The organism is Sebaldella termitidis ATCC 33386 (genome assembly GCF_000024405.1).
In the GTDB taxonomy this organism is placed as follows: domain Bacteria; phylum Fusobacteriota; class Fusobacteriia; order Fusobacteriales; family Leptotrichiaceae; genus Sebaldella; species Sebaldella termitidis.
Genome location: NC_013517.1, coordinates 1,333,575 through 1,355,750 on the forward strand (window position 1 = coordinate 1,333,575; position 22,176 = coordinate 1,355,750).

26 protein-coding genes and 1 pseudogene are annotated in these 22,176 nt (G+C 29.3%); 17 read left to right on the forward strand and 10 right to left on the reverse strand.

Translation table 11 applies throughout. The annotated features are described in order from the left end of the window. Positions 1–688 precede the first annotated feature (688 nt). The 7 genes from uvrB to STERM_RS06090 all read left to right on the forward strand — a co-directional run bounded on the left by uvrB (position 689) and on the right by STERM_RS06090 (position 7,433). A complete protein-coding gene (gene uvrB, locus STERM_RS06060) occupies positions 689–2,662 on the forward strand; it encodes an excinuclease ABC subunit UvrB (protein ID WP_012860690.1) in 1,974 nt (657 codons plus the stop codon). A gap of 31 nt (positions 2,663–2,693) precedes the next feature. Then, positions 2,694–3,044, forward strand: coding sequence for a Spx/MgsR family RNA polymerase-binding regulatory protein (locus STERM_RS06065; protein ID WP_012860691.1), 351 nt, complete (start codon positions 2,694–2,696; stop codon positions 3,042–3,044). A gap of 12 nt (positions 3,045–3,056) precedes the next feature. Then, on the forward strand, positions 3,057–4,397 hold the full coding sequence (gene xseA, locus STERM_RS06070; RefSeq protein WP_012860692.1) for an exodeoxyribonuclease VII large subunit: 1,341 nt from the start codon (positions 3,057–3,059) through the stop codon (positions 4,395–4,397). Positions 4,398–4,478: 81 nt separating this feature from the next. After that, positions 4,479–5,192: a tetratricopeptide repeat protein gene (locus STERM_RS21145; protein WP_012860693.1), complete on the forward strand. Its 714-nt coding sequence runs from the start codon at positions 4,479–4,481 to the stop codon at positions 5,190–5,192. Between the two features lie 37 nt (positions 5,193–5,229). Beyond that, positions 5,230–5,715 carry a DUF3592 domain-containing protein gene (locus tag STERM_RS06080; protein ID WP_012860694.1) on the forward strand — a complete coding sequence of 162 codons (486 nt, stop codon included), beginning with the start codon at positions 5,230–5,232 and terminating at the stop codon, positions 5,713–5,715. Between the two features lie 441 nt (positions 5,716–6,156). Next, on the forward strand, positions 6,157–6,417 hold the full coding sequence (locus STERM_RS06085; protein WP_012860695.1) for a hypothetical protein: 261 nt from the start codon (positions 6,157–6,159) through the stop codon (positions 6,415–6,417). A 311-nt stretch (positions 6,418–6,728) separates the two neighbouring features. After that, positions 6,729–7,433, forward strand: a complete 705-nt coding sequence (locus tag STERM_RS06090; RefSeq protein WP_012860696.1) for a DNA-processing protein DprA — start codon at positions 6,729–6,731, stop codon at positions 7,431–7,433. A 156-nt stretch (positions 7,434–7,589) separates the two neighbouring features. Here STERM_RS06090 and STERM_RS06095 read toward each other — a convergent pair whose 3' ends face one another. The 5 genes and pseudogenes from STERM_RS06095 to STERM_RS06115 form a co-directional block, all read right to left on the reverse strand. Further along, positions 7,590–8,999, reverse strand: coding sequence for a recombinase family protein (locus STERM_RS06095; RefSeq protein ID WP_012860697.1), 1,410 nt, complete (start codon positions 8,997–8,999; stop codon positions 7,590–7,592). 110 nt (positions 9,000–9,109) lie between these two features. Further along, positions 9,110–9,826, reverse strand: coding sequence for a phage recombination protein Bet (gene bet, locus STERM_RS06100; RefSeq protein WP_012860699.1), 717 nt, complete (start codon positions 9,824–9,826; stop codon positions 9,110–9,112). A 9-nt stretch (positions 9,827–9,835) separates the two neighbouring features. Next, entirely contained in the window at positions 9,836–11,047 is a 1,212-nt protein-coding gene (locus STERM_RS06105; RefSeq protein ID WP_012860700.1) for a DUF1351 domain-containing protein, read from the reverse strand. Then, a complete protein-coding gene (locus tag STERM_RS06110) occupies positions 11,040–11,231 on the reverse strand; it encodes a hypothetical protein (RefSeq protein ID WP_012860701.1) in 192 nt (63 codons plus the stop codon). Before STERM_RS06110 ends, STERM_RS06105 begins: the two co-directional genes overlap by 8 nt. A 9-nt stretch (positions 11,232–11,240) precedes the next feature. Beyond that, positions 11,241–11,834: pseudogene (locus tag STERM_RS06115) on the reverse strand (YqaJ viral recombinase family protein); the annotation flags it as partial. Between the two features lie 316 nt (positions 11,835–12,150). Here STERM_RS06115 and STERM_RS06120 point away from each other — a divergent pair. Next, positions 12,151–12,537 (forward strand): hypothetical protein, encoded by a 387-nt coding sequence (locus STERM_RS06120; RefSeq protein ID WP_012860702.1) that lies wholly within the window; start codon positions 12,151–12,153, stop codon positions 12,535–12,537. Positions 12,538–12,563: 26 nt separating this feature from the next. On the opposite strand, the gene STERM_RS22665 is transcribed toward STERM_RS06120, so the two are convergent. The 4 genes from STERM_RS22665 to STERM_RS06125 form a co-directional block, all read right to left on the reverse strand. After that, a complete protein-coding gene (locus STERM_RS22665; protein ID WP_012860703.1) occupies positions 12,564–12,692 on the reverse strand; it encodes a hypothetical protein in 129 nt (42 codons plus the stop codon). Then, entirely contained in the window at positions 12,686–12,817 is a 132-nt protein-coding gene (locus tag STERM_RS22670; protein WP_012860704.1) for a hypothetical protein, read from the reverse strand. The genes STERM_RS22665 and STERM_RS22670 overlap by 7 nt, the downstream gene beginning before the upstream one ends. A 14-nt stretch (positions 12,818–12,831) precedes the next feature. After that, the gene (locus tag STERM_RS22070; protein WP_169305391.1) at positions 12,832–12,975 is read right to left on the reverse strand and encodes a hypothetical protein; all 144 of its coding nucleotides are present in this window, start codon (positions 12,973–12,975) and stop codon (positions 12,832–12,834) included. 294 nt (positions 12,976–13,269) lie between these two features. Further along, a complete protein-coding gene (locus STERM_RS06125; protein WP_012860705.1) occupies positions 13,270–13,617 on the reverse strand; it encodes a hypothetical protein in 348 nt (115 codons plus the stop codon). A 184-nt stretch (positions 13,618–13,801) separates the two neighbouring features. Between STERM_RS06125 and STERM_RS06130 the strand changes: the two genes are divergently transcribed. The 8 genes from STERM_RS06130 to STERM_RS06175 all read left to right on the forward strand — a co-directional run bounded on the left by STERM_RS06130 (position 13,802) and on the right by STERM_RS06175 (position 21,063). Continuing rightward, on the forward strand, positions 13,802–14,482 hold the full coding sequence (locus STERM_RS06130; RefSeq protein WP_012860706.1) for an XRE family transcriptional regulator: 681 nt from the start codon (positions 13,802–13,804) through the stop codon (positions 14,480–14,482). A 41-nt stretch (positions 14,483–14,523) separates the two neighbouring features. Beyond that, the gene (locus STERM_RS06135; protein ID WP_012860707.1) at positions 14,524–15,342 is read left to right on the forward strand and encodes a serine/threonine-protein kinase; all 819 of its coding nucleotides are present in this window, start codon (positions 14,524–14,526) and stop codon (positions 15,340–15,342) included. Beyond that, positions 15,332–16,483, forward strand: coding sequence for a hypothetical protein (locus tag STERM_RS06140; protein WP_012860708.1), 1,152 nt, complete (start codon positions 15,332–15,334; stop codon positions 16,481–16,483). Before STERM_RS06135 ends, STERM_RS06140 begins: the two co-directional genes overlap by 11 nt. 39 nt (positions 16,484–16,522) lie before the next feature. Continuing rightward, positions 16,523–17,041, forward strand: a complete 519-nt coding sequence (locus tag STERM_RS06145) for a hypothetical protein (protein WP_012860709.1) — start codon at positions 16,523–16,525, stop codon at positions 17,039–17,041. A gap of 84 nt (positions 17,042–17,125) precedes the next feature. Continuing rightward, positions 17,126–17,311 carry a hypothetical protein gene (locus STERM_RS06150; protein ID WP_012860710.1) on the forward strand — a complete coding sequence of 62 codons (186 nt, stop codon included), beginning with the start codon at positions 17,126–17,128 and terminating at the stop codon, positions 17,309–17,311. Between the two features lie 1,382 nt (positions 17,312–18,693). Beyond that, entirely contained in the window at positions 18,694–19,611 is a 918-nt protein-coding gene (locus STERM_RS06165; protein WP_012860711.1) for a hypothetical protein, read from the forward strand. Continuing rightward, positions 19,599–20,891 carry a replicative DNA helicase gene (locus STERM_RS06170; RefSeq protein WP_012860712.1) on the forward strand — a complete coding sequence of 431 codons (1,293 nt, stop codon included), beginning with the start codon at positions 19,599–19,601 and terminating at the stop codon, positions 20,889–20,891. Before STERM_RS06165 ends, STERM_RS06170 begins: the two co-directional genes overlap by 13 nt. Next, positions 20,866–21,063: a hypothetical protein gene (locus tag STERM_RS06175; RefSeq protein ID WP_012860713.1), complete on the forward strand. Its 198-nt coding sequence runs from the start codon at positions 20,866–20,868 to the stop codon at positions 21,061–21,063. Before STERM_RS06170 ends, STERM_RS06175 begins: the two co-directional genes overlap by 26 nt. 44 nt (positions 21,064–21,107) lie before the next feature. On the opposite strand, the gene STERM_RS06180 is transcribed toward STERM_RS06175, so the two are convergent. Beyond that, positions 21,108–21,518 (reverse strand): hypothetical protein, encoded by a 411-nt coding sequence (locus STERM_RS06180; RefSeq protein WP_012860714.1) that lies wholly within the window; start codon positions 21,516–21,518, stop codon positions 21,108–21,110. A 98-nt stretch (positions 21,519–21,616) separates the two neighbouring features. Between STERM_RS06180 and STERM_RS06185 the strand changes: the two genes are divergently transcribed. Further along, positions 21,617–22,066: a BAR domain-containing protein gene (locus STERM_RS06185; protein ID WP_012860715.1), complete on the forward strand. Its 450-nt coding sequence runs from the start codon at positions 21,617–21,619 to the stop codon at positions 22,064–22,066. Positions 22,067–22,176: the final 110 nt, after the last annotated feature.

The window sequence follows — 22,176 nt, forward strand, 5'->3', positions numbered from 1 at the left end:
TGTATACCCTGATTTTTACTTTTGTAAAGTACGTATAAAAGGCATTTTTATATTTGTAAAAGAAAATGTAATTATGGAAAATAAAGATGATTATATTATTTTTTATATTGTCAATTAAATCACTTTGAACAGGCTTAATGATAAAAACAATATTTTTTTAAAATATTGTTTTTAATAAATGGTAAGATATTAAAGTAAGAAAGTGAAATATATTTCTGTACAATTTATAAAAAATTATAAATTATATGAAAATTAATAGTTATATTATACTTGATAAGTGTATATTTAGAGAGGATACTTTTTTTAAATTTAATGATTAAAGAGCAAAATAACTTTTAGAATACAGAATATTTTTTTCTGGAAAATATGGGGAAATGTAATACAAATAGAAAATAAAGAGATTTTATATAAAAAAAGTGTATGGTTTTGACAATTTTAATAGTTCTATGAGTAATGGCAATATTAACTTTATTGAGGTTCATACGGGAATACTCCGGGAGACAGAGAACAAATAAAGAAGTATAAAATTCTAACAGATGTAACATAAAAGGAAAAAAATTATATTTTCCTTATTTTGTAAGATACATATAATAAAATAAGAAAAAGGAGATCATAATATTAAAAGCAATCTTCATAATATACACAGTTTATGATATAATAAGAGATATAAAAAAATTGGGTGATTATAATGGATTTTAAGATACATTCGGACTTTAAGCCTACCGGAGATCAGCCGGAAGCAATAGAAAAAATAGTGGAAAATCTGGAAAACGGAGTTTCCGATCAGATACTTCTCGGGGTTACAGGTTCCGGGAAGACTTTTACAGTGGCAAATGTAATAGAAAGATTAAACAGACCTGCATTAATCATGGCTCCGAACAAAACACTCGCAGCACAGCTTTATAACGAATATAAGCAGTTTTTTCCAGATAATGCCGTGGAATATTTCGTATCATATTATGATTATTATCAACCGGAAGCTTATGTAGCTGTTACGGATACCTACATAGAGAAGGATTCGTCAATAAATGACGAAATAGATAAATTGCGGCATGCTGCTACGGCAGCCCTTTTGAACAGAAGAGACGTTATTATAGTAGCATCTGTTTCTGCAATATACGGCTTAGGATCACCGGAAGCATATAAAAAAAGATCTATACCGATAGATGTTTCTGTGGGATTTGACAGAAATGATCTGATACTGAGACTTGTAGATCTGAGATACGAAAGAAATGATTATGCATTCGAACGTGGAAAGTTCAGAGTTAACGGGGATGTTGTGGATTTATATCCGACTTATCAGGATACTGGATATAGATTTGAGTTTTTCGGGGATGATCTGGAAGATATATCGGAGATAAATACATTAACAGGACAGAAAATCAGGAAAATTCAGAGAATTTCAATAATGCCGGCGACTCATTACCTTTCTACAGAGGATTCCGAGACAATGTTCAGGGAAATAAAAAGTGAACTGGATGAGAGAATAGAATTTTTTAATAAAAAAAATATGCTTCTGGAAGCACAGAGAATAAAACAAAGAACCGAATATGATCTGGAAATGATAGCAGAAATAGGTTTTTGCAAGGGGATAGAGAACTATTCCAGATATCTGACAGGAAAAGGTCCGGGAGAAACACCCGACACTCTGATAGATTATTTCCCAAAAGATCTTGTTGTCTTTTTGGATGAGTCACATATTTCCGTTCCGCAGATTAACGGTATGTATAAAGGGGACAGGGCAAGAAAGCAGTCATTGATTGATAACGGGTTCAGACTTCCAAGTGCTTTTGATAACAGACCGATGAGATTCGAGGAATTTTTCGAAAAAACACCTCAGGTTGTTTATATTTCAGCTACTCCGGGAGATTATGAAATGGAGCAGTCAAAGAGTGAGGTAATAGAACAGCTGGTAAGACCTACGGGAATAGTGGAGCCTACTATAGAAGTAAGACCTACAAAAAATCAGATCGATGATTTAATGGATGAAATAAAGCTGAGAGTAGAAAAGGGCGAAAGGGTGCTTGTTACCACACTTACTAAAAAGATGGCTGAAGAGCTTACGGATTATTATCTGGAATATGGTCTGAAAGTAAAATATATGCATTCTGATATAGAAACACTGGAAAGAATAGAGATAATAAGAGGACTACGGAGAGGGGAATTTGATGTACTTGTGGGGATAAACCTTTTGAGAGAGGGATTGGATATACCGGAAGTAGCACTTGTAGCTATTTTGGAAGCTGACAAGGAAGGATATCTGAGATCCAGAAGATCATTGATACAGACTATGGGAAGAGCGGCAAGAAACGTAGAAGGAAAAGTAATTCTTTATGCAGACAGAATAACAGGATCAATGAAAGAAGCAATGGACGAGGTAGAGAGAAGACGTGAAATTCAGATCGAATATAATAAAGAACATAATATAAATCCAAAAACAATTGTAAGTAAAATTTCTGATTCCATTGTGGATTATGAAATAGGCAATGAAGAAAAAGTAGACAGAATCAAGAAGATTTACAAGGATAAAAAAGATATAGAAAAAGAGATAAGAATTCTTGAAAAGGAAATAAGAAAACTGGCTGAGGAGCTGAATTTTGAAAAGGCAATAGCTAAAAGAGACGAGATGAAGGCTCTGAAAGAGCTGCTGCTGGAATTATAAAATAAATAAAAAAAGAAACGGGGAAGAAGATATGAAAATATATTATTATCCTTCATGCAGTACATGTAAAAAAGCTTTGAAGTGGCTTGATAATTCTGAATTAAAATATGAAAAGGAACATATAGTGGATGCAAATTTAACAAGAAAAGAAATAGAAAATATATATAAGAAGAGCAAGCTTGATATAAAAAAATTTTTTAATACCAGCGGGAAGGTTTATAAAGAACTGGATTTGAAGAATAAACTTCTTAATATGAATGAAAGTGAAAAACTCGAGCTTCTTGCCTCTAACGGCATGCTGCTGAAAAGACCGCTGCTTGTAGAGGGAAATAAGGTCATCGTTGGTTTTAATGAAAAGGAATATGAAGAAAAATTAAAATAGCCGGGAGAAGATATGGAAGCAGGAATTTTTACCGTAAGTGAATTAAACAGAGCAGTAAAAGAATATCTTGAAGGCACGCGGGCTTTTAAGAATATTTATATACAGGGGGAGATATCCAATATCACTTATTATAAAAGCGGACACCTGTATTTTACTTTGAAGGACAATAAATCAAGTGTGAAATGTGCTGTATTCAGATATATGATAAAAGGAGTTCCTAGGGATCTGAAGGAAGGGGATCAGGTAAAGCTCCTCGGGAGTGCTACTTTATACGAACAGGGAGGATCTTTTCAGGTAATCGGGGAACATCTTGAAAAGCAGAATAAGCTGGGTGAGCTTTATGAAAAATTTGAAAAGCTGAAAAAATATTATTTTGAATTAGGATATTTTAATGAGGAAATCAAGAAGAAACTTCCTAAAGTACCATTGAATATTGGGGTAGTTACAGCAGAAACAGGAGCAGCCATAAGGGATATTATTAATACAGCGCATAAGAGATTTCGCAATGTAAATATATATTTATATCCTTCCAGGGTTCAGGGAGAAGGAGCCGCATATGAGGTAGCACGGGGGATAGAAATTTTTAACAGGGAAAATGTCAGGGAAAGACTGGATCTCGATTTTATAATAATCGGGAGAGGCGGAGGAAGTATAGAAGATCTCTGGGCCTTTAATGAAGAGCCTGTAATAGAAGCAGTATATAAATCTGATCTGCCCGTAATATCAGCTGTTGGTCATGAAATAGACAATCTTCTGTCTGATCTGACAGCAGATATAAGAGCAGCAACCCCTACACAGGCAATAGAAATTTCAGTGCCGCTGAAAAGTGATCTGATACAGGAACTGGAGTACAGAAAAAATCTTTTGAATAAGCATCTTATGAATGAAATTGCACTAATGAAAAATAATCTGGAGAAGAGAAAATCAAATTATATTATAAGAAATTTCCTGAATATACTCATTGAGAAAAAAATGATGATGATAGATAAGGAAAATCGTCTGAACAAAAGTCTGAAGTATAAGATTGCTGCCAGCAGTGAAAAGCTTACAATGACAAAAAAGCTGCTTTCAAAAATTAAGCTGGAAGACAAAATAAAAGAGAAAAAAGAAGAACTGACAGATATGGAAAGGATATTGACAAAGCTGATTACCGAAAAAATAAAGGAATACAAAAATAATTTAGAGTATAAAAAGGCAGTAGCAGCAAAATATAATTCCGGTGAAATATTGAAACAGGGTTATACCCTTACAAAGTATAAGGGGAAATTAATAGTAAAAAAGGAAAGTCTGAAAAAAGATGATGAAATTACAACTGTATTTTCAGACGGGGAGATAAAAAGTATTGTTCGGTAGAATAAATTATATTTAAAAATATATTTGCATAATTTGTTTTTTTTGATACAATATAGTATATATAAAAATCTTGGAGGATCAATGAAAAGAAGAATAGCAACGGTTTTATTGATTATTTTAGCATCAATTGCGATAGTCGGAGAACAAACTGCACCTGCAGGTGGAGAACCACCGGCTGCCGGCGGAGGTGCCAAGCCGCAGAGCGGAGGCGGAGCGAAACCGGAATCACAGGTAAAAACAGAGAATGAAATAGATCAGATAATTCAGTCAGAATTAAACAATATAAATAATACTGATACAGCAGCAACGACAACAACGACAACTACTACTTCCACTGTTGATACAGGAACTACTCCTACTATCGGCGGTGACGAAGCTTCAGACGGATCGAAGTTTAAAGTATACGATAACTATGAAAAAGCGATAAAAACCAATCCTAGTTCCGGAGCGATATTCAGACTGTGTAATCTGTATTTCAGAGACGGTCTTTATGAAAGAGCCTTGAGTCTGGCAAAACAGGATAATGCAAGAGATATAAGAAACCTTTATGTTGTGGCACTCTCATCAAGACTTATGGGGAATTTTGACCAGTCAATACAGTATTATAATGAAATACTGGCAAGATACCCGAACTTCCTTGAAGCACATCTGGGTCTTGGAATCGCATATAAGTCAAAAAGAGATTTTAAAAGAGCTGTAGAATATCTGAAAACTTATAATAACTCAAGAAGAGATGAAAATGTAAATAGAGAAATTGCTCTTTTGAACAATATAATAAATGGAACTCTTAATTAAAATAATCATATGAGACTCTGTGAGGGGTCTCTTTTTTATGGAAAAGCTGCGAAAAACTGAATTTTACAGACAGCTGTTTCATAAGCTGAAAGAAAAACACAGACAGAAAGAAGTTGAAAATATGGAAATAATATTTGGAATGACAGGAACACTGTTTTTAGGACTCATGTTTTTGGCAGCAGGAAGATTTTTCCTTGAAAAAGAGAAAAAATTAAAAATAACAGGAATTAAAACAACAGCAAAAATAACAGAAAAGAAGTCGGGATATAGAAAAAGCTTGCTGCTGACAGTAGAATACACAGCTGATAATAAAGTGATAAAAAAGAAAATTACAACAAGCAGATTTTTATTTTCATTAGAAAAAGGCGACGAGGTAACTATTTTTTATAATAAAAATAAGCCTGAAAATTTTTGTTTTGAAAATGATAAAAGATATATTGTGCGTTCAGGCCTCTTCTTTTTTGCGGGACTAATGGAAATACTGGCATCAATTGCAGCATTTTTTACTTGGATATTAAAGTAATCTGAATGATTCAAATATTCTCTGGGCTGTATAATAAAGAGATAAAATCTGTAATTGAAATATACAGTAAGAAATGTTAGAATAGTGGGAGGTCAAAAGAAAAAAGACTTTGAAAGAAGAAAAATTGCCGTAGGGGTTTTTGATTAATTGAAACAAAGAATAAATAGCAGTAAGACAGCTTCTGCAGAATAATCCTTTATTGAAAGATAGAAGAGTCTTGGTAAATTAGATTTTACAAAATATTCTTCAAAACTTTTAATTTAAATATCGGTTCATTTTTGTTATAATATAAAATAAGACTTTGCATTAATACAGCCGGATGCTATGAAATCGGACAGGAGATAATATCAGCTGTTTCATAGGTCTAAACAATAAGATTTTCAAGGATAAGAAATATATTTATAATAAGATTATTATATAGTTTGAAGATTGGAGGAAAATATGGATTTAAACATTGGGTTAGTAAAAGAAGGTTATTCACAGCATATAATCATAAAATATAAAGTAGAGGCAACAATAGAAAAAGGAATGAGAACCGGAAAAAAGAACAGAATGTATGAGTCAAACGAAGTAGATACACTTCAGGAGGTCAATGCAATTTTGAAATGGTTAGAGCAGGAAGGCTTAAAAGAAGGGGAAGTGATTGCTGATTTATCAATTTTAACAATTAATGAATTAGGTTTTATAAAAGAAAAAAAATAAAAATTGTACAGATTCATAGATAACAATCAGATAAGATATTTTAAATAAAATGTGTGAAAATTGGGAGACTAAGAGCTGCTAAATAAAATAGAAAAAATTCTATTAGTTTAACAGCTTTTTGTTTTATAGAGTTTTTTTAAAAATTAATTTTTTACTGTTAGTAATATTTTTATGAATTTCATTTTTACAGTAATATAGTAATAAACAAAAAATGTAAATTTTTTAATGACGTTAAAAATATTATAAAAATTATATATTTATGATTAATTTTATGTTATAATATAAAAGAGTAAATTTATCAAGGGGGCAGTATGGGGTGGATAAACTTAAGGGAGTTTGGAATAAAGGACTCCCTCATATTAAAATTTATGAAAGAATTCAAAAGCTTTGAATCATTTATCAGAGATGAAAATCTCAGAATATTGGACAGAGATATAAGAGCAAAGGTTTTACTCGCAGCTTTGCATGATAACAGAAAATTTTATGAAAAACTGCAAGAGAGTAATATCCGTTTGCTAGAATATACAAGTGATGATTATCCGGAAAATCTGAGAAATATACAGGATCCGCCGCTTTTCCTTTACGTTGCCGGAAAGATAAAATTCGGTGAAAGAAATATCGGGGTGGTAGGAACCAGAAGAAATACAATTTATGGAAAGGTTTCCTGTGAAAGTATATTAAAGGAATTACTGGAATATGATGTGAACATAGTCAGCGGTCTGGCACTTGGAATAGACACCATTGCCCATGAATTCACACTAAAGAAAAACTGCTGCTGTATCGGCGTAGTAGGAAGCGGACTGGATAAAATATTTCCTTATGAAAGCAGAAAATTATGGGAAAGAATACCTGAAAACGGAATGTTAATAAGTGAGTATCCGCCGGGAAGCGAACCTCTGAAATGGAATTTTCCAAGAAGAAACAGAATTATTGCAGGACTTTCGCAGGGGATACTTTTATGTGAGAGCTATGAGAAGGGAGGAGGTCTAGTAAATAGTCGCTTCCAGAGGAAATAAAACTTTTTAAAAATAAGAGACCTCCAAGTAAATAATGAAAGCTGGTGATTATTTTTTATATATTATAAATTTTAGATTTTTTAAACTGTTCTATAATAATATGATTATGATAAAATGGTTAACGTTTATTTGGTTTTATATTTATTTTTTTGGTTTTTACAAAAAATAAATCTCAAATCTGTAATTATTTTCAAATCTTACTTCAATTGCCAGTTGAAGTAATTTTTTTAGTTTAATTCTGTCTTTCTCATAGTAAAAATCAATTACTTTTTTTAAGATATCCTTTTTATTTTCTGTAGCTTGTTCACTGGACAGAATATACTGGAGTCTTTTAATCTCTTCAGTATTAGAAAGAATACTATTGTCGATTTTACTTTGTTCTTCCAGGATCTTATCAATCATAAAGTCGTTATTTTTAACTTTGATAAATTTATGGGCAAGATCATTTTTATCATTCTCGAGTTTTATATTATCATTCAGAAGCTGATTCAGTCTAATTCGTATTTTAGAGTTTGGATCATAAACATCATGATCCAAATTTGATATTTCATCTTCAATTTTTTTAATAACTTCTTTCTCTAATACATCTGCCCTTTTCATTTTACACCGGCAGATTTTTTTATTAGAACAGACATAATATTGGTTGTTCCTTAAAGTTGTTCCGTAAAGTTTCCAGCCACAGTAGCAAAATACGACTCCACCTAATAAATATTTTTCATTATCTGTTATCCGGATTTTTTTAAAACTTCTTTTTTCAATGATTTCCTGAACAGAGTAGAAGGTATCATGATCAATTATACTTTCCCAGTTACCGGGAACTTCAATAATATCATCATTTGTTTTAATTCTTTTGCCTTGAAAATAGATATATTTACCGTATACATTAATACCAATATATGTTTTATTCATAAGGATCTGCTTAACAGTGGTGTAACCCATATTATGTTTTTTAGCAATATTATTTAAGCTTTCTCCTTTTAAAGCTAACTGAAACATTTCTTTTACTATATCAGCTTCTTTTTCCTGAACAATTGGTATTTTATCAATCATTTTATATCCAAGCGGGACACCGGTTAATTTAAAGCCCTGTTTGGCTTTGCTAAGTGTTTCTATTTTATACCGGTCTTTAGTCATATGATATTCAGCATCGTTATAAAATACATCGAACATCCACATCTGCCTTGTTTTAGTTTCATACTTTCCAAGCCTTAATGAATAAAGTTCTATTTTCTGGGCTTCAGCTAAATTAATTAACGGGATAGAGATCAGAGGATCCCGGGCCACTCTTCCGATTTCTTTGATAAATACTACGTTTATAAGACCTCTTTCAACTTTATTAAACATTTTTATTAAATCTTCTCTTTCAGAAGAGTAGCCACTTTCAATATCCCAGTAGACATTTTCTAAAATCCAGTCTGGTTCTCTGTTTTCTTCAAATTCTGTAGTAAGTGTTTTAATTCGGTCCTTTATTTTAGACAGGCTTAAAACTTTCTCACGTGATAGTTTCATTTCCTCGTCTGATAGATCATCACGTGAGATTCTTGCATATATTGCTACATATTTCATATGGAGATGTCCATCTCATTGTATAACAGAAATACCAGATTCCAGAATTCCTCTATTCTTGTCTTTCTTTCAGTTTCATTCATTTCTATTTTCATGATTCCTCCTTACTGTTAAAAAATATCATCTGCAGTTAAATCATTACTTTTTTCATTAGTGTTATCTTGTATATCTTCTATATCATCAGTAATAATTTCAGCTTCAGAAATATCATTTAAATTTACGTTTACTTCTTCCTGTTCATACATTCCCTCAAGTTCTTCAATAAATGCTTCTCTCAAGGCTTGTGCCTTGGCGACTTTTGTGACCATGGTCACCGGTTTATTGGTCCAGTTAGCATTAACAGTGCCGTCTTTCTTTCTTCCGATGTATTCATCAAGATTAACTTCTACACTGACAGGATTTTCCCAGTCTTTACGATAAACAGTACACCATGCTCCGATAAGTTTTTCAGTTTCTTTTATGTATATGGTACCATCTCTTTTGATGAGTTCATTAGTTTCTTTGTTCATAACATATATTCCGACTTTTTTACCATTGTATTGTACATTTTTGATGGCACGCTTTTCAAGTGCATCTCTTGCGACTACCATTGTAGCAGGTTCATGACCATATTTAATAAGATAAGCTTCTTTGATAAAAGGATTTAACTGTCTCGATTTACACAGATGCATAAAATATACAATTTCCTGATCAGTTACAGCTCCCTGGCCGTTCACAAGATATTTTCTTACAATACCCGGATTTAGTTTTACCTGATCATTTCCAACTTTGAATATCATTGTCTGTTTATCTTTTTCATTACTGTTGATGTTATTCTCTACTCTCATATTCTCCTCCTATAAATTTTTGATTATTTTTTGTTCTACCTCATAAAAGCAATCGGAGCTTGCAAAGTCTCCGCCTTCCTGCATTTCTGTTGCGGGTTCTTCTTTCCAGTAACCAAAGATTCTGCCGTCACTTTCCCTTCGGTAATAAATATATTTTGTAATACTCCATCTACGTGATTCCCCATATTCTTCACTTACATAAAGTAGGCTATTTTCTTCAGCAGCATCTTCATAATATTCATTTTTGCTTATTTGAATTTTTTCATTCGTGAATTTTGGAATAGAGTATTTATCATATTCGATTTCTTCATTATCAAGAAAATTCTTAAGTCTTATAGCTTTTTGAATATCAGAATTAGCTATTTTTATAACTAATGCTGTGTAATCATCCTTTGAAGATATCTTTTTTCTGTTATCAAATGTAAGATTTTTTTCAAAGTCATCAGTATTTCTAACAGGACGTTCAATACTTTCTTTCTCAATATCTTTATCTATTTTCTTTCGTTCTTCCTCAAGAGCTTTTTCAACAGCTTCCTGTTTTTCTTTGGCAGCCTTTTCTTTAACTTTTTCTTCCTGAGCTCTTCTGAAGTTAGCAGTAGTTTCTATTCTTGGAATAATATTACTAATTTCAGTATCAAAGATAGACTTGACATCATCAAAAGTGATTTTATTAATCAGGTTAGCATTATTTTTTTCAATTTCTTTCAGGATATAGTTATACTTATCATGATTTTTACTGGCTTTAATAGTTATATCTTCTTCGATTTTCTTAAGAGTGAAAGTTTTATTGGTAATTTTACTATCCAGTTTAATGAATTCGTGAATTTCTTCCGGTATATTCATTTCTGCCAGAATTTTAGATTTGGCAGCAGTAGCAAGTTTTACTTTTTTCTCTTTTTCTTCTTCTTCGAAGCTTTTTATCTGGACATCTATACTATTGCTTATATCAGATATTTCTTTTACAGCAGAGTCTATTTTCTCTAAAAATTCAGATATCCCTTCTTTTCCTTTTTCCTCAACATATTTTTTGGCTTCTTTTAGTTTAGCCACTATTTTATTTAAATTTGCCCGGTCTTTTTTGGAAGAGGTCACAATATCTTCTGTAACAATTGTACCAGCATATTTATTTCTTATTTCTTCAAGAAAAGTATCCAGTTTTTCAATATTGGTTTGTATTGCTATTTGTTGTGTAACTTTGGTCTCCAGCTGAAATTCATCCATTGTTTTCCTCCTTATAAATTGTTTTGCCATCCAGAATTATTTCTTTTGTTTCTGAAAAAGGTAAAACAAACCTAAATCCGTGTTTTTTCTGAAACTGGTAGTCAATATTATCTTTACATACTTTAGCATCAAAAATATCTGCTTTTCTGCTTTTTCCGTCATATCCTATAATTTCTAACAGCATTATCCCTCCTTAAATTATTAGTCTTTTTATAAGTGGCGGCTCTATATTATTCTCAATATAGGACCAAAATTCTATTTCTTTTTCCTGTAGCTTTTTTATTTCATTTTTAAAATCATCTCTATAAATGGTATAAGTTTTAATTTCTTTCTTCAGATCAAATTCATCATCTTCAAAACATTTAAATCTTATATCAGCTACAAGGACAGCGAATTCATAGTTGGTTACCAGAAAGTAGTGTAGTATCTGATATAAATAAGTTTCAGGAATATTATTTTTCCAGTATTGCAGATAAACAGAATAGTTATGTATTGTAGTGGTTTTGATTTCCAGTATTCCTGTTTTCTTATTCGATAAAACTATTTCACCATCCAGACTGGCACGTATAAAATCAAAGTTTTTATGAACATAATAATCTTTAACTTCATATATTTTTTTATCAGGATTATCAATCTTATATTGTTTTCTAATGATATCTTCGAGTTTTTTTCCTCTTTCAGTGGCTTCATTAGTATATTCTTCTATTGGATTACCAGAAGCACTTTTTTTCTTCTCTTTCCAGAGATCAATTATATTTTTATAATTGTTTACTCCCATTATTATCCCGGCATCACTTCCTGCCTATTCCCAAACTTCTTAGTCTTAACCAGTCTTGTCTGTCTGCCGGTAGTATTTTCTTAAAGTTCATATGGACCTCCTTGATTTATATAGATATTTTTGTTATTATATGGCATCTAGTTAACAAAGTTGTTATTCTTTTTTAGCAAGAGGGCAGTATAAGCTCTCTTTTTAGTTTTCTCAATCCTTATTGAACTGGCTTTGTAAGTTTCCTATTATCAGTGGCAGAAGTACATTGCAGTGTTCTTGAATTTTTAATTTTTTTATGCTATAAATTTGTATGAATAATAAATAAGGAGATATTATGTATAATAAAACAGAATATAAAAGCATAAAATTAAGAATGCAAATTGCAATGATACTAACTTTATTAATGTGTATTCCAACTAATTATGGAATGATCAAAGCTTTACTAAATGTTTCGGATCCCCAATATGTAGGAAATTTAATTATACCTATGCCCATAGTCTTATTAGGTGATTTTTGTGTATTATTACAAATCAAATCTTTATTTGATTTAAAAGAAGAAACTAATTTAGTAAAAATACGAAAGAGATATAAGTTTCTAAGAATTTTTTATATATTCTATTTTTTTATAGGGTTACTACCAATGATTCTTATATTTTCAGTTCCAAGCTTAATTGATAAATTAATAATGAAACTGAATGATGATAAAAAAGTGATGGAATAATTAGACAACATTTTTAGTTGTCTTTTTTATTTTGCAATATATTTTTCAGAAATTTTAAAATCATTTATAGAAAGAATATTTATAAGTATTTTGTTACTTCTGATAAATTTCTTAAACTTTCTGTCTTTTAAATATTGTTTTATCAGTCTCACCATGAAAAAGCCTCCTTATTAAGTTCTATATTATATTTATTATTGAATCTTTCATTTCTGACTTTTCTTAATTTTTTATCCTTGTAATTTTTGAATTTTGACTTGATTATATAAATTATTCTTTTCATTATGATTGCCTCCTTTAAATGATTTCCCAGCTTTCTATAAAATAAACCATTCCTTTTTCCCTAATTATTTGTAATTCTGCAGATGTTTGGGAATGGGATCTGATGATTTCAATAACCATTTTCCGGTTGTAATAATACTGAACTGCATAAGTTTTCATAATCCTCCTAGTTGAAATTCAGAATTTTTTATCCTTTTGATATATGAAAGCCTAATATTTTTCTATGTTGCAATGGCTTCTCTTATATCTTTAGTAGATATTACTGTGTACATAACTATTCCTCCTATTTTATAATTTAGGGTATTGACAAAATAAAAAAATTAAATATAATATATATGCAACTGTTAAAATATATATTTATTTCGTAGTTGAAAAATGTTTTGTCTTTGGGAGGCTGTCCCCTATGCCTCCCTTTTTATATTAAGTTTCTTTGTTAAAGTTTCTATTTTCCTATCAATTATTTCCGATAAAAAATATATATTTTTGAAAAAGATTAAGTGATATTATTGTTGATACGCTAGGAATATAATAAAAATTTTTTATTTCTTTTTTGTTCTTCCCCAAAGTTTGATACTGAGGGTAGTAATAATTACCCTCGAACTCAACTTCTTTGATTTTACTGATTTCATCTTTCTCATCATCTGTAAAATCAGATAAATCTAATGAGATTGTGTATTCTTTTCCATATTCATCCTCATCAAAATCATCGAATACAGGTCTCATTTGACTTTCCTCTATTATTTTAAATTCTTTGCAAGCTATCATTTCGATAATTAGTTCTTTTATTTCTTTTGTTGTCATAATAATTTCTCCTTCGTTTGACTTTAGTCAAATATAATGTTAAAAAAATATAACTTTCTCTTATCTTGGTACCATTATATAATCTTATTTGATAAAAGTCAATATATTTTTTGAATTTAGTCAAAAAAATTGTCGTTTGTCAAAAAAAGTAGTATAATTAAAATAAGAATAAGTGGAGGAAACCATGGATAAAATAGAGAGAGTAACTAAAAAAATTAGAAGCAGAAGAGAAGAATTAGGGTTAAGATTGGAAGATGTCGCAAATAGTTTAAAAAGACAAGGAGTAGAAATTACTATTTCAGGCTTACATAGAATTGAAAGTGGAGGAAGACAAAAACTGGATGCAAATTTATTAGTAGGCCTGTCTAATATTTTAGACTATAATTTTTTTGATATGTTAGGTTGGAAAGCTCCAAAAGAAAATAGTAACTATTCAATTAAGGAAAAAGAGAAAATTTTGGTAAAAATACATACTTATGACTCAAGTAAAGCTGGGAGGATTGACCTAGAAAATTTCACAGAGGAGGCTTTAATGGTTGAGGACGAAATTAGTAATAGTGTGAACGAAGGAATTATTATAAAAATAAAAGGTAATTTTATGCAGCCACATTTCTATGAAGGAGATGTGTTACTAATTGAGAAAGAGAAATTTGAAAATTGGCAGGAATTAGACAGAAAGATTGTATTATATGAATTTGATGGGGAAACTTATATAAGAAAAGTGTTGTTTGAAAATGCAAAAGGGTATTTAATAGCTTTTAACAACAGGCTTTATGAGAATATAGAGATAAATGAAAAAATAACATATATAGGGAGGGTGAGAAAACAAATCAATATAAGGGATCTTGACAATATAGAATTTTAACTGATTCTAGGAGTGGGTGAATGTTTAAAAGGAGGGAATTTATGTATGGAAGAATAATAGAGGAAATTATTAAAGAAAGTAATGGTAGATTACAAATTGAGAATATTATTGTGCAAGCTGGCCAAAAAGTGGTGTGGAAAGGAATACATAGCGATCATGGTGAGGTTGTTTTGAAGCTAGGAGATTATAACATCAGGATAGAACAAGAATATGAGATTATACAAAGTATAAAAAATGAAAATTTTCCTAAGATATACGACTTTCAAAATCGAAGAGGAATTTTTTACATTTTAGAAGAGTATATCCCAAATGGTTCATTAAGTGATATTAAAAATAAAATTTTATATCAAAGTGAGGAAAAAATAATAGAACTGTTAAAAGATATAGTAATTCAAATGACACCAATTTGGGAGAAAAATATAGTTCATAGAGATTTAAAACCTGCTAATATTCTAATTCGGGAAAATGGAACTCCTGTAGTAATTGATTTTGGGATAGCCAAAAAAGAAGAAAGGAATATTACAAAGATATATGGTGTTACACCAAAGACATTAATATATGCTCCACCGGAACAGTATAATGAAATAAAGAAAGATATGATTGATTTAAGAACGGATTTTTATTCTTTAGGAATAATAGCTTTAGAGTTAATTTTAGGGCATCATCCATTTTTTATTAATGGAGAATTTTTAGAAGATAAATTTTTAAACTGCGAATATGAGTTCAATAAAACTGTTTCAGATGATTTTAAAAAATTAATAAGTAAATTAGCTAATAAAAAAATATATAAAAGATTTCGAAATTCAAAGATTTTTTATGAATTTTTACTTGATATGGAGGGAAATTATTATGAAAATTAATCATCTAATTGGTCACAATGGAGCATGGAACTATTCTATTTATAGTGAAGACGGTATTGGACATGAATTTATAATGTCATATTTATTTTTTAGTAGTGTGAATAAGAAAATTTTAAATTCGTTAGAATTCAAGTTTGTTGACTTAAATTTATATTTTTTATCTCATGAAGAAGTGTATATTGATTATGAAAAAGATGGAAAAAAATCTCAAAGTAAGGTGAATAAGAAACTAATTGAAAAAGGAATTGTATGTAAAAAGGCTGGAGATTTTAAAATAAACTATGACCTTTTTTTAAAAGAACTAGACAGATTTAAATATGAAAACATTTTAATTCCATTCTTTGATTATAATTTAGATTTAAAAGATAAGTTAGCATTAAATAGTGAGAAAATAAAAGAATTTCGTGAAAATGTAAAACAGCAAAAAGAATATTTATCTTACGTAGTTTCTTATGATGAATTGAAAAATGAGGGAAATTTTGAAAGAATATTGACATGGATAACTAAATTTGATATAAAAGGTGTATATTTAATTTTAAAAGATGAGAGTTCAAGTGAAATTAAGGAAGATATTGAAGGATTAAAAAAATACATTGAATTAATTGAAACATTAAAAGAGAATGATTTAGAAGTACATTTGGGATATAATAATAATGAATCTTTTTTATTATCAGTTGCTATGCCAGATTCGATAACCTTAGGTACTTATAAAAATTTACGAATTTTTAGTAAAAATAATTTTATAGCTAGGCAAACTAAAAAAGCAAATTTCAAAGTATTTTCCCCACTTTTATTAAATACGATACAACAAACCTATGTTGAGAATATAGAAGCAGAACTAAGAGATAATGAGAAATTAAATAAATATTTCCCTTTAAATAAATATTTAGTTTTGAAGCCAGAAACTTCTAATTGGCAATTTAAAGAACCAGCTGTTTATAAGTATCATATGTTTGAACTGTATAAATTATTGAAAAAATTACCACCAAATAAGAAAGAAAGAAAAAAATATATAATAGAAAAGTTGAACAAAAGTATTGAAGAATATAATTTTTTAACTAATGAATTAAGAATTAGATTTGATCCAAAAGATTCAGGAGATTTTTTATATAAATGGTTGAGTGTTTTAGAACAAATTTAAATTGTTGTTTTAAAATATCTTGTAGAAGAGGAGAGAATTATGAAAAAGTTTGCAAGTGAAGCAGAGATGCAGGAAAAATTTAACGAATTTTTACACGATACTCTACTTCAAGAAGAAGATATTTATTTAGAGAATGAATTAAAAGGATTAGTTGGAATTCCAGATGTTGTAGTATATGAAAAGAGAAATATATACGTAAATTATGTTCTTTCGATAGAATTAAAATTAAAAAATTGGCAAAGGGCCTTGGTTCAAGCATATAAATATTCGAGTTTTTCGAATATGACATTTGCAATTATGGACGAAGCAACTATGGCTCCAGCTTTAAAAAATATAATTGAATTTGAACATGCTAATGTGGGCTTAGCTTCATTTAATATATATAAAGAGCTAAAAATATATTTTGTTCCAGAAGAAAAAGCCCCTTTTTCTAAAAGGCTAATGTATAGATTTTTAGAAATGATGACAAATAAAAGTATTGAAAAGAAATTGTATAGTAATTGTTCAAAGTTAATTTATCCAACTATAAGAAATATATATGAAAATACAGAATTATGAAAAACGCATTTCTATGTGTTTTTTTTAAAATATTTTCATTGACAAAAATCAAACGAAAGGTTATAATCATATCGAGGTGAAAAAATGAAAAATAATTATAGAAAGTCAAAAGAGTATATTATTTTTAGAAATACCTTATGGCGGAAAGACCTTACAATAAAAGAATTTTCAAAGAAAATAGGGATGTCACGTCAAAATATTTATCTGGCATTTCAGAATAATACAAAGGCAACTATAGAAAAAATATTAACAGAAGTACTTAGTTTATGAGTTTTTTTATAAAATATTTTGATTTTTGTCAATTTTTAATATTTAAAATTTTGTTATACAGATAAATTATTGAGGAAATAAGAGTATGAAAAATGATTATTCAAAAGTAAAAATAATAAAAAAAATTAAGAGAAATTATGAAAAATATTATGAGTAGTAAAGAAATAAAAAAGAGAGAGAATAAAAGCTCTCCCTATCACAAGCAACATTTTTTACAGCAACAAAAATATTTCTTTGGATTCTGTTTCTGAGCCTGCTTTAAGGCTTCAAAAGGATTGTTAAATTTGCCTATTTAGGTTTTGAAAGAAATCGTAGATAGATATTCACAATCTTCAGTATGTATGGTGTGTTTAAAATCATTAGAAATAAGCTTATCAAAATAATATTTCTTAGAAAACAAGACATGTCTCCTTCTAAAACATGATACTTATATCATAACATAAATTTAATAGTTTTGGTAATAAAAAAGACCTCCGAAGAGGTCAGAAAAACTTGTTTTTCTCTACTACAATTAATTATAACATAAAAATGAAAAAAATCAATAGTAGGAGTGATTGGATTTAAATATATTAGAATTTGGAGAAAAGTAGAAAGTAATTTAAGTATTATAAAATAAAAAAAGCCCGTATAGGGCAATATGAATAAGTTAATAATATTTTTCAATCATACAATAAACACATTTTTTCTTGTAACGAGGGTGTCCTTTGATCTCTTCATTTAAAAGATCTGAATCAAAAATATTTTGGAGTTCAATTTTATGTATATTACAACTTTGGGTGATATTTGAAAAATCATGACAAATACCGGAATTAATATCTAAAATAAATTTTTTATTCAAATATTTATACATAAAAAACTACCTTTCTTTAGAAAAATGTTGAATATATTTATAATCACAATAGATGAATTTTTTTAAGAAAGTTCATAAGAAAAAATCACATAATTCTAAAAAAATATCAATCGTTGTACTAAAAGAGAAAAAATCAGAAACAAGTTTGATAAAATTCTTTAATAGAATTTATTGAAGAGAAATTTTTTGTACAAATTACATTGATGGGCATCATTACAATTACAATGTTCGCTACTACATCGATAAAGAACTTTTTTTTGATTTTTTGTAGGAAAACCTTCAGGAGAAATACCAAAAATTTTAACAGTTATTTCCTCAAATTGTTCAGTTTTAGTGCAGTAGTCTTTAAAATAGTCAAAATAAAAATTCATAATATACACATCCTTAAAATATTAAGTAATAAAATATTGAAAAAATGGAAAGTGAATAGTACTGAAAAGTTATAGATTAAGTTTTATATCAGAAAGCGAATGGAATGAATATTAATAATTATATCATAAGTAAAAATTAAAATAAAGTAGGAGTGATTGGATTGGATTTAAATGTATTAGGATTTAACCAGGAAAAAGTAATTAAAATAAAAAATATAAAAATAGAAAAAAGAAAAAATACAGAAAAGGAAATTACTCAAACTTTAGGAATAGATGATTTATATATTTTAAATAGATTATTTAATTTTAGAGGAAGTTTAAAAACAATAAATAAAATTATAGATAATAAAGTCTTTTTCTGGATTAGTTATAAAACTCTTTTAGAAAGTATGCCTATTTTAGATATAACGACTGATTCTTTGGGCAGAAGGTTTAAGAAATATGAAGAAATGGGTTTAATAGAGAGATCAAAAGAGAATGAAGCAAATGGCAAGAAAGGTTGTTTTAGCTTTATTCATATTACAGTTAAACTAGAAGATTTGAGGACAAATGAAAATTTAGAAATGAGAGATGAGCAAGGAAATGATTACGGTGATAACAAAACAAAGGTTCCGGCGTTAAAAACTGAAACCTTGCGTCGTCAACAAGCTAAAGCTTCCTGTGATGACATCGGAACAAAGAATATAAAAGAAATAAAGGGAAAAGAGAAAAAGGAAAAAGAGAGAAAGACAGATATAAATTCTATAGAAAAAGTAAAAGTTAAATTGAAGGATGTATTAGGTCAGTCTGTCGAAAATCCTCAAATATTAGATTCTAAAGTAAGTAAGATATCAGCTCTAGTAGTAAGTTTAGGTTTGGAGAAAGTAATGGAAACACTTGATAAAATAAAAGAAAATAAATTTTTGATGGATCTTCGTAAGAAAAAAGGGGATCTGAACTTTTTGAATTATATTCTGGGACTTGAAAAATTTACTGACATAGCATTTGGTGCACATGATCCGTTTAAAAAAGATGATACTTTATCAGCTGAAGAATTAAAACAATGCTTTAAGGAGGAGGAAGATTCTTGGTTAACATAGAACTGGAAAAAGGAATACTGGGGAAAATAATAATACTGCCGTATTTACTGGCGGAAAGTCTTGATAAGGGCCTAAAAGAAGAGTATTTTTTGAATGAACAAACAAATATAATATTCAAAAAAATGCTGAAAGTTTTTGATGTAAATTCAAAATTTGACCCCAGTCTTTTAAAACTGGAACAAAAGAAAATGATAGAGCTTGGGGATTACTCGACTAATGTTGTTCATATAGATCTTGCCATTAAACAGCTAAAAGAAAATTATAGAAATTCTGTATTAGATAATAAAATCCGTAATATTCTTACGAACGATAAAAAAGAAACTGCAGAGAAGCAGAGTGAGATAATGGCTGTTATTGACGGATTACAGAATTTTGAAACTGAACAAAATAAATTTTATGATATGAAGGAGTTATCAACACAATGGTGGAAGTCATTGGAAAATAAGAAAGTAGACGGGATAAGAACAAGTTATAAGGATCTCGATAATTATTTTATATTTGAATCAGGAAGTCTTGTGACTGTTGGTGCAAGACCAGCAGTGGGAAAAACAGCCTTTGGACTTAATCTGGCTTCAAGAAATGCAGTAAAAGAAAGTGTTCTTTATGTAAATCTCGAGATGAGTACGAACCAGATAAGTAACAGAATACTGTCAAGCATGAGTGGTGTATCGCTGAAAAAAATAATAAATAAAACACTGAATGATGAAGAAGCAGGCAAAATAGCAAGTAAGATGGAAATATTTGAAAATTTAAATTTAAGCTTATTAGATTGTCGGGATAGTGATTTTACTTCAATAGTTCAAAAGATTCGGAGAATGTACGAGAAAAAACAGTTTAAACTGATTGTAATAGACTACCTGACGTTGCTGCATGTGAAAAAATATAAAGACCGGAATACAGAGGTTGAGTATATGTCCAACAGGCTAAAATTACTGGCTACTGAATTAAATACGTGCATTGTAATATTAGCTCAGCTGAACAGACAGGTGGAACTAAGGGCAGATAAAAAGCCAGTATTGTCAGATTTAAGAGATTCCGGGGGAATAGAGCAGGCAAGTAATGTTGTCATGTTTTTATACAGGGCTGATTATTATTACGGAAAAGACGAGGAAGAGCCCAAACCTTATTCTTCACTGGAAGTATTGATAAGGAAAAACAGAAACGGGCAAACTGGAAATGTGGTCTTAGCTTATAACAAAGAAACACAGTCAATCGTAAATGCAAAAGTTCAAATGAAGATCGGGGAGGATATGGATGAAAAGCGTAGACTCTATGAATAATACTGAACTTAATGATTATATAGATACCTTGGAAAGGACTAAAACAAATAAATCTAAGGAGCTTATAAAAATAAACAAGGAATTTCGGGAAATAGACGAGAGTTTACAGAAAGCTCTGGCGGAGAGAAATAACAGGAATATAGACAAAAGGTATAAGCAATTAAATTTATAAGAGAAAGTTATAAGAAATAAAAAAAGATTGATATAGTCTCAATCTTAATCAAAATGATTCCCGTTAATATAATTTTCGGCATTCTCTTTCGGAATTTCAATGAGAGTGTATGCAGTTTTACCGCCAGAACGTTCAGGATTTTTGAAAGCTTCGACAATATAAAATTTATTGCTTTCTATTTCAAAAATAAAACTTTTAGAAAAATCTTTATAAATTTTGGATTTAAAAGTGTATTCACCGGGAGCAATAATAATTACAGAATTTTTGATATTAACCTTTTCTGAGTTAATTTTAGTGACTGTGATGTACTTAGGTACTATAACTGTTGAATATTCACCTTCATTTAGTCCGGTGGCACTTGCATGTAAAATTTTCTTATTAGTAATTGGTGTTTTAGCTGAAGTAATTGTAAAAATGGATAAAATTAATACTGTAATTAGAAATACTTTTTTCATATAGTCTCCTTTAAACTTTTATATTAGATTGTATCATAAGTTTTATAAGGAGTAAATTAATGTGATAAATAAAGATAAAAAAATAGGAGGAACTAATTATGAACATTGAAATATTAATGGATAAAGTAGAAACATACGGAGTAAAGAAATGCAGTAAATGTGGAATAGAATTCCCAAATATTAAAGAATATTTTTATCAGACTACAGGAACAAAAGATGGACTAAGGACAGATTGTAAAAGATGTCAGGATACACAGAAATTAAGAAAAAAGATATCTTATTTGAAAGAGCTGGAGACAGTAGAAGCTGCCAAAGCAAAAGAAGCGGAAATAAAGGAATTAAAACGAATTATAGAGAAAGGAAATCAGGAAAGAAAGAATCTAGAAAATATAATAGCAATGACCGATGAAAGAAATGAAACTTTGTCAGATACTGCAGCTAAATTTTCGGAAAAATACTTAAGATCTCATAAATGGAATTATGTATTAGGAGGAGGTTTAGCAATGTTGATAATTGGAATAGGAATAATCCATTTTTGTAGATTTTAATAGAAAAATAAAACGATAGCCTTATTATAGACTATCGTTGCTAGTTAAGATAATAACAGTTTCATAAATTAGTTAATATACTCACTAAACTAACATAAAAAACAAGAAAT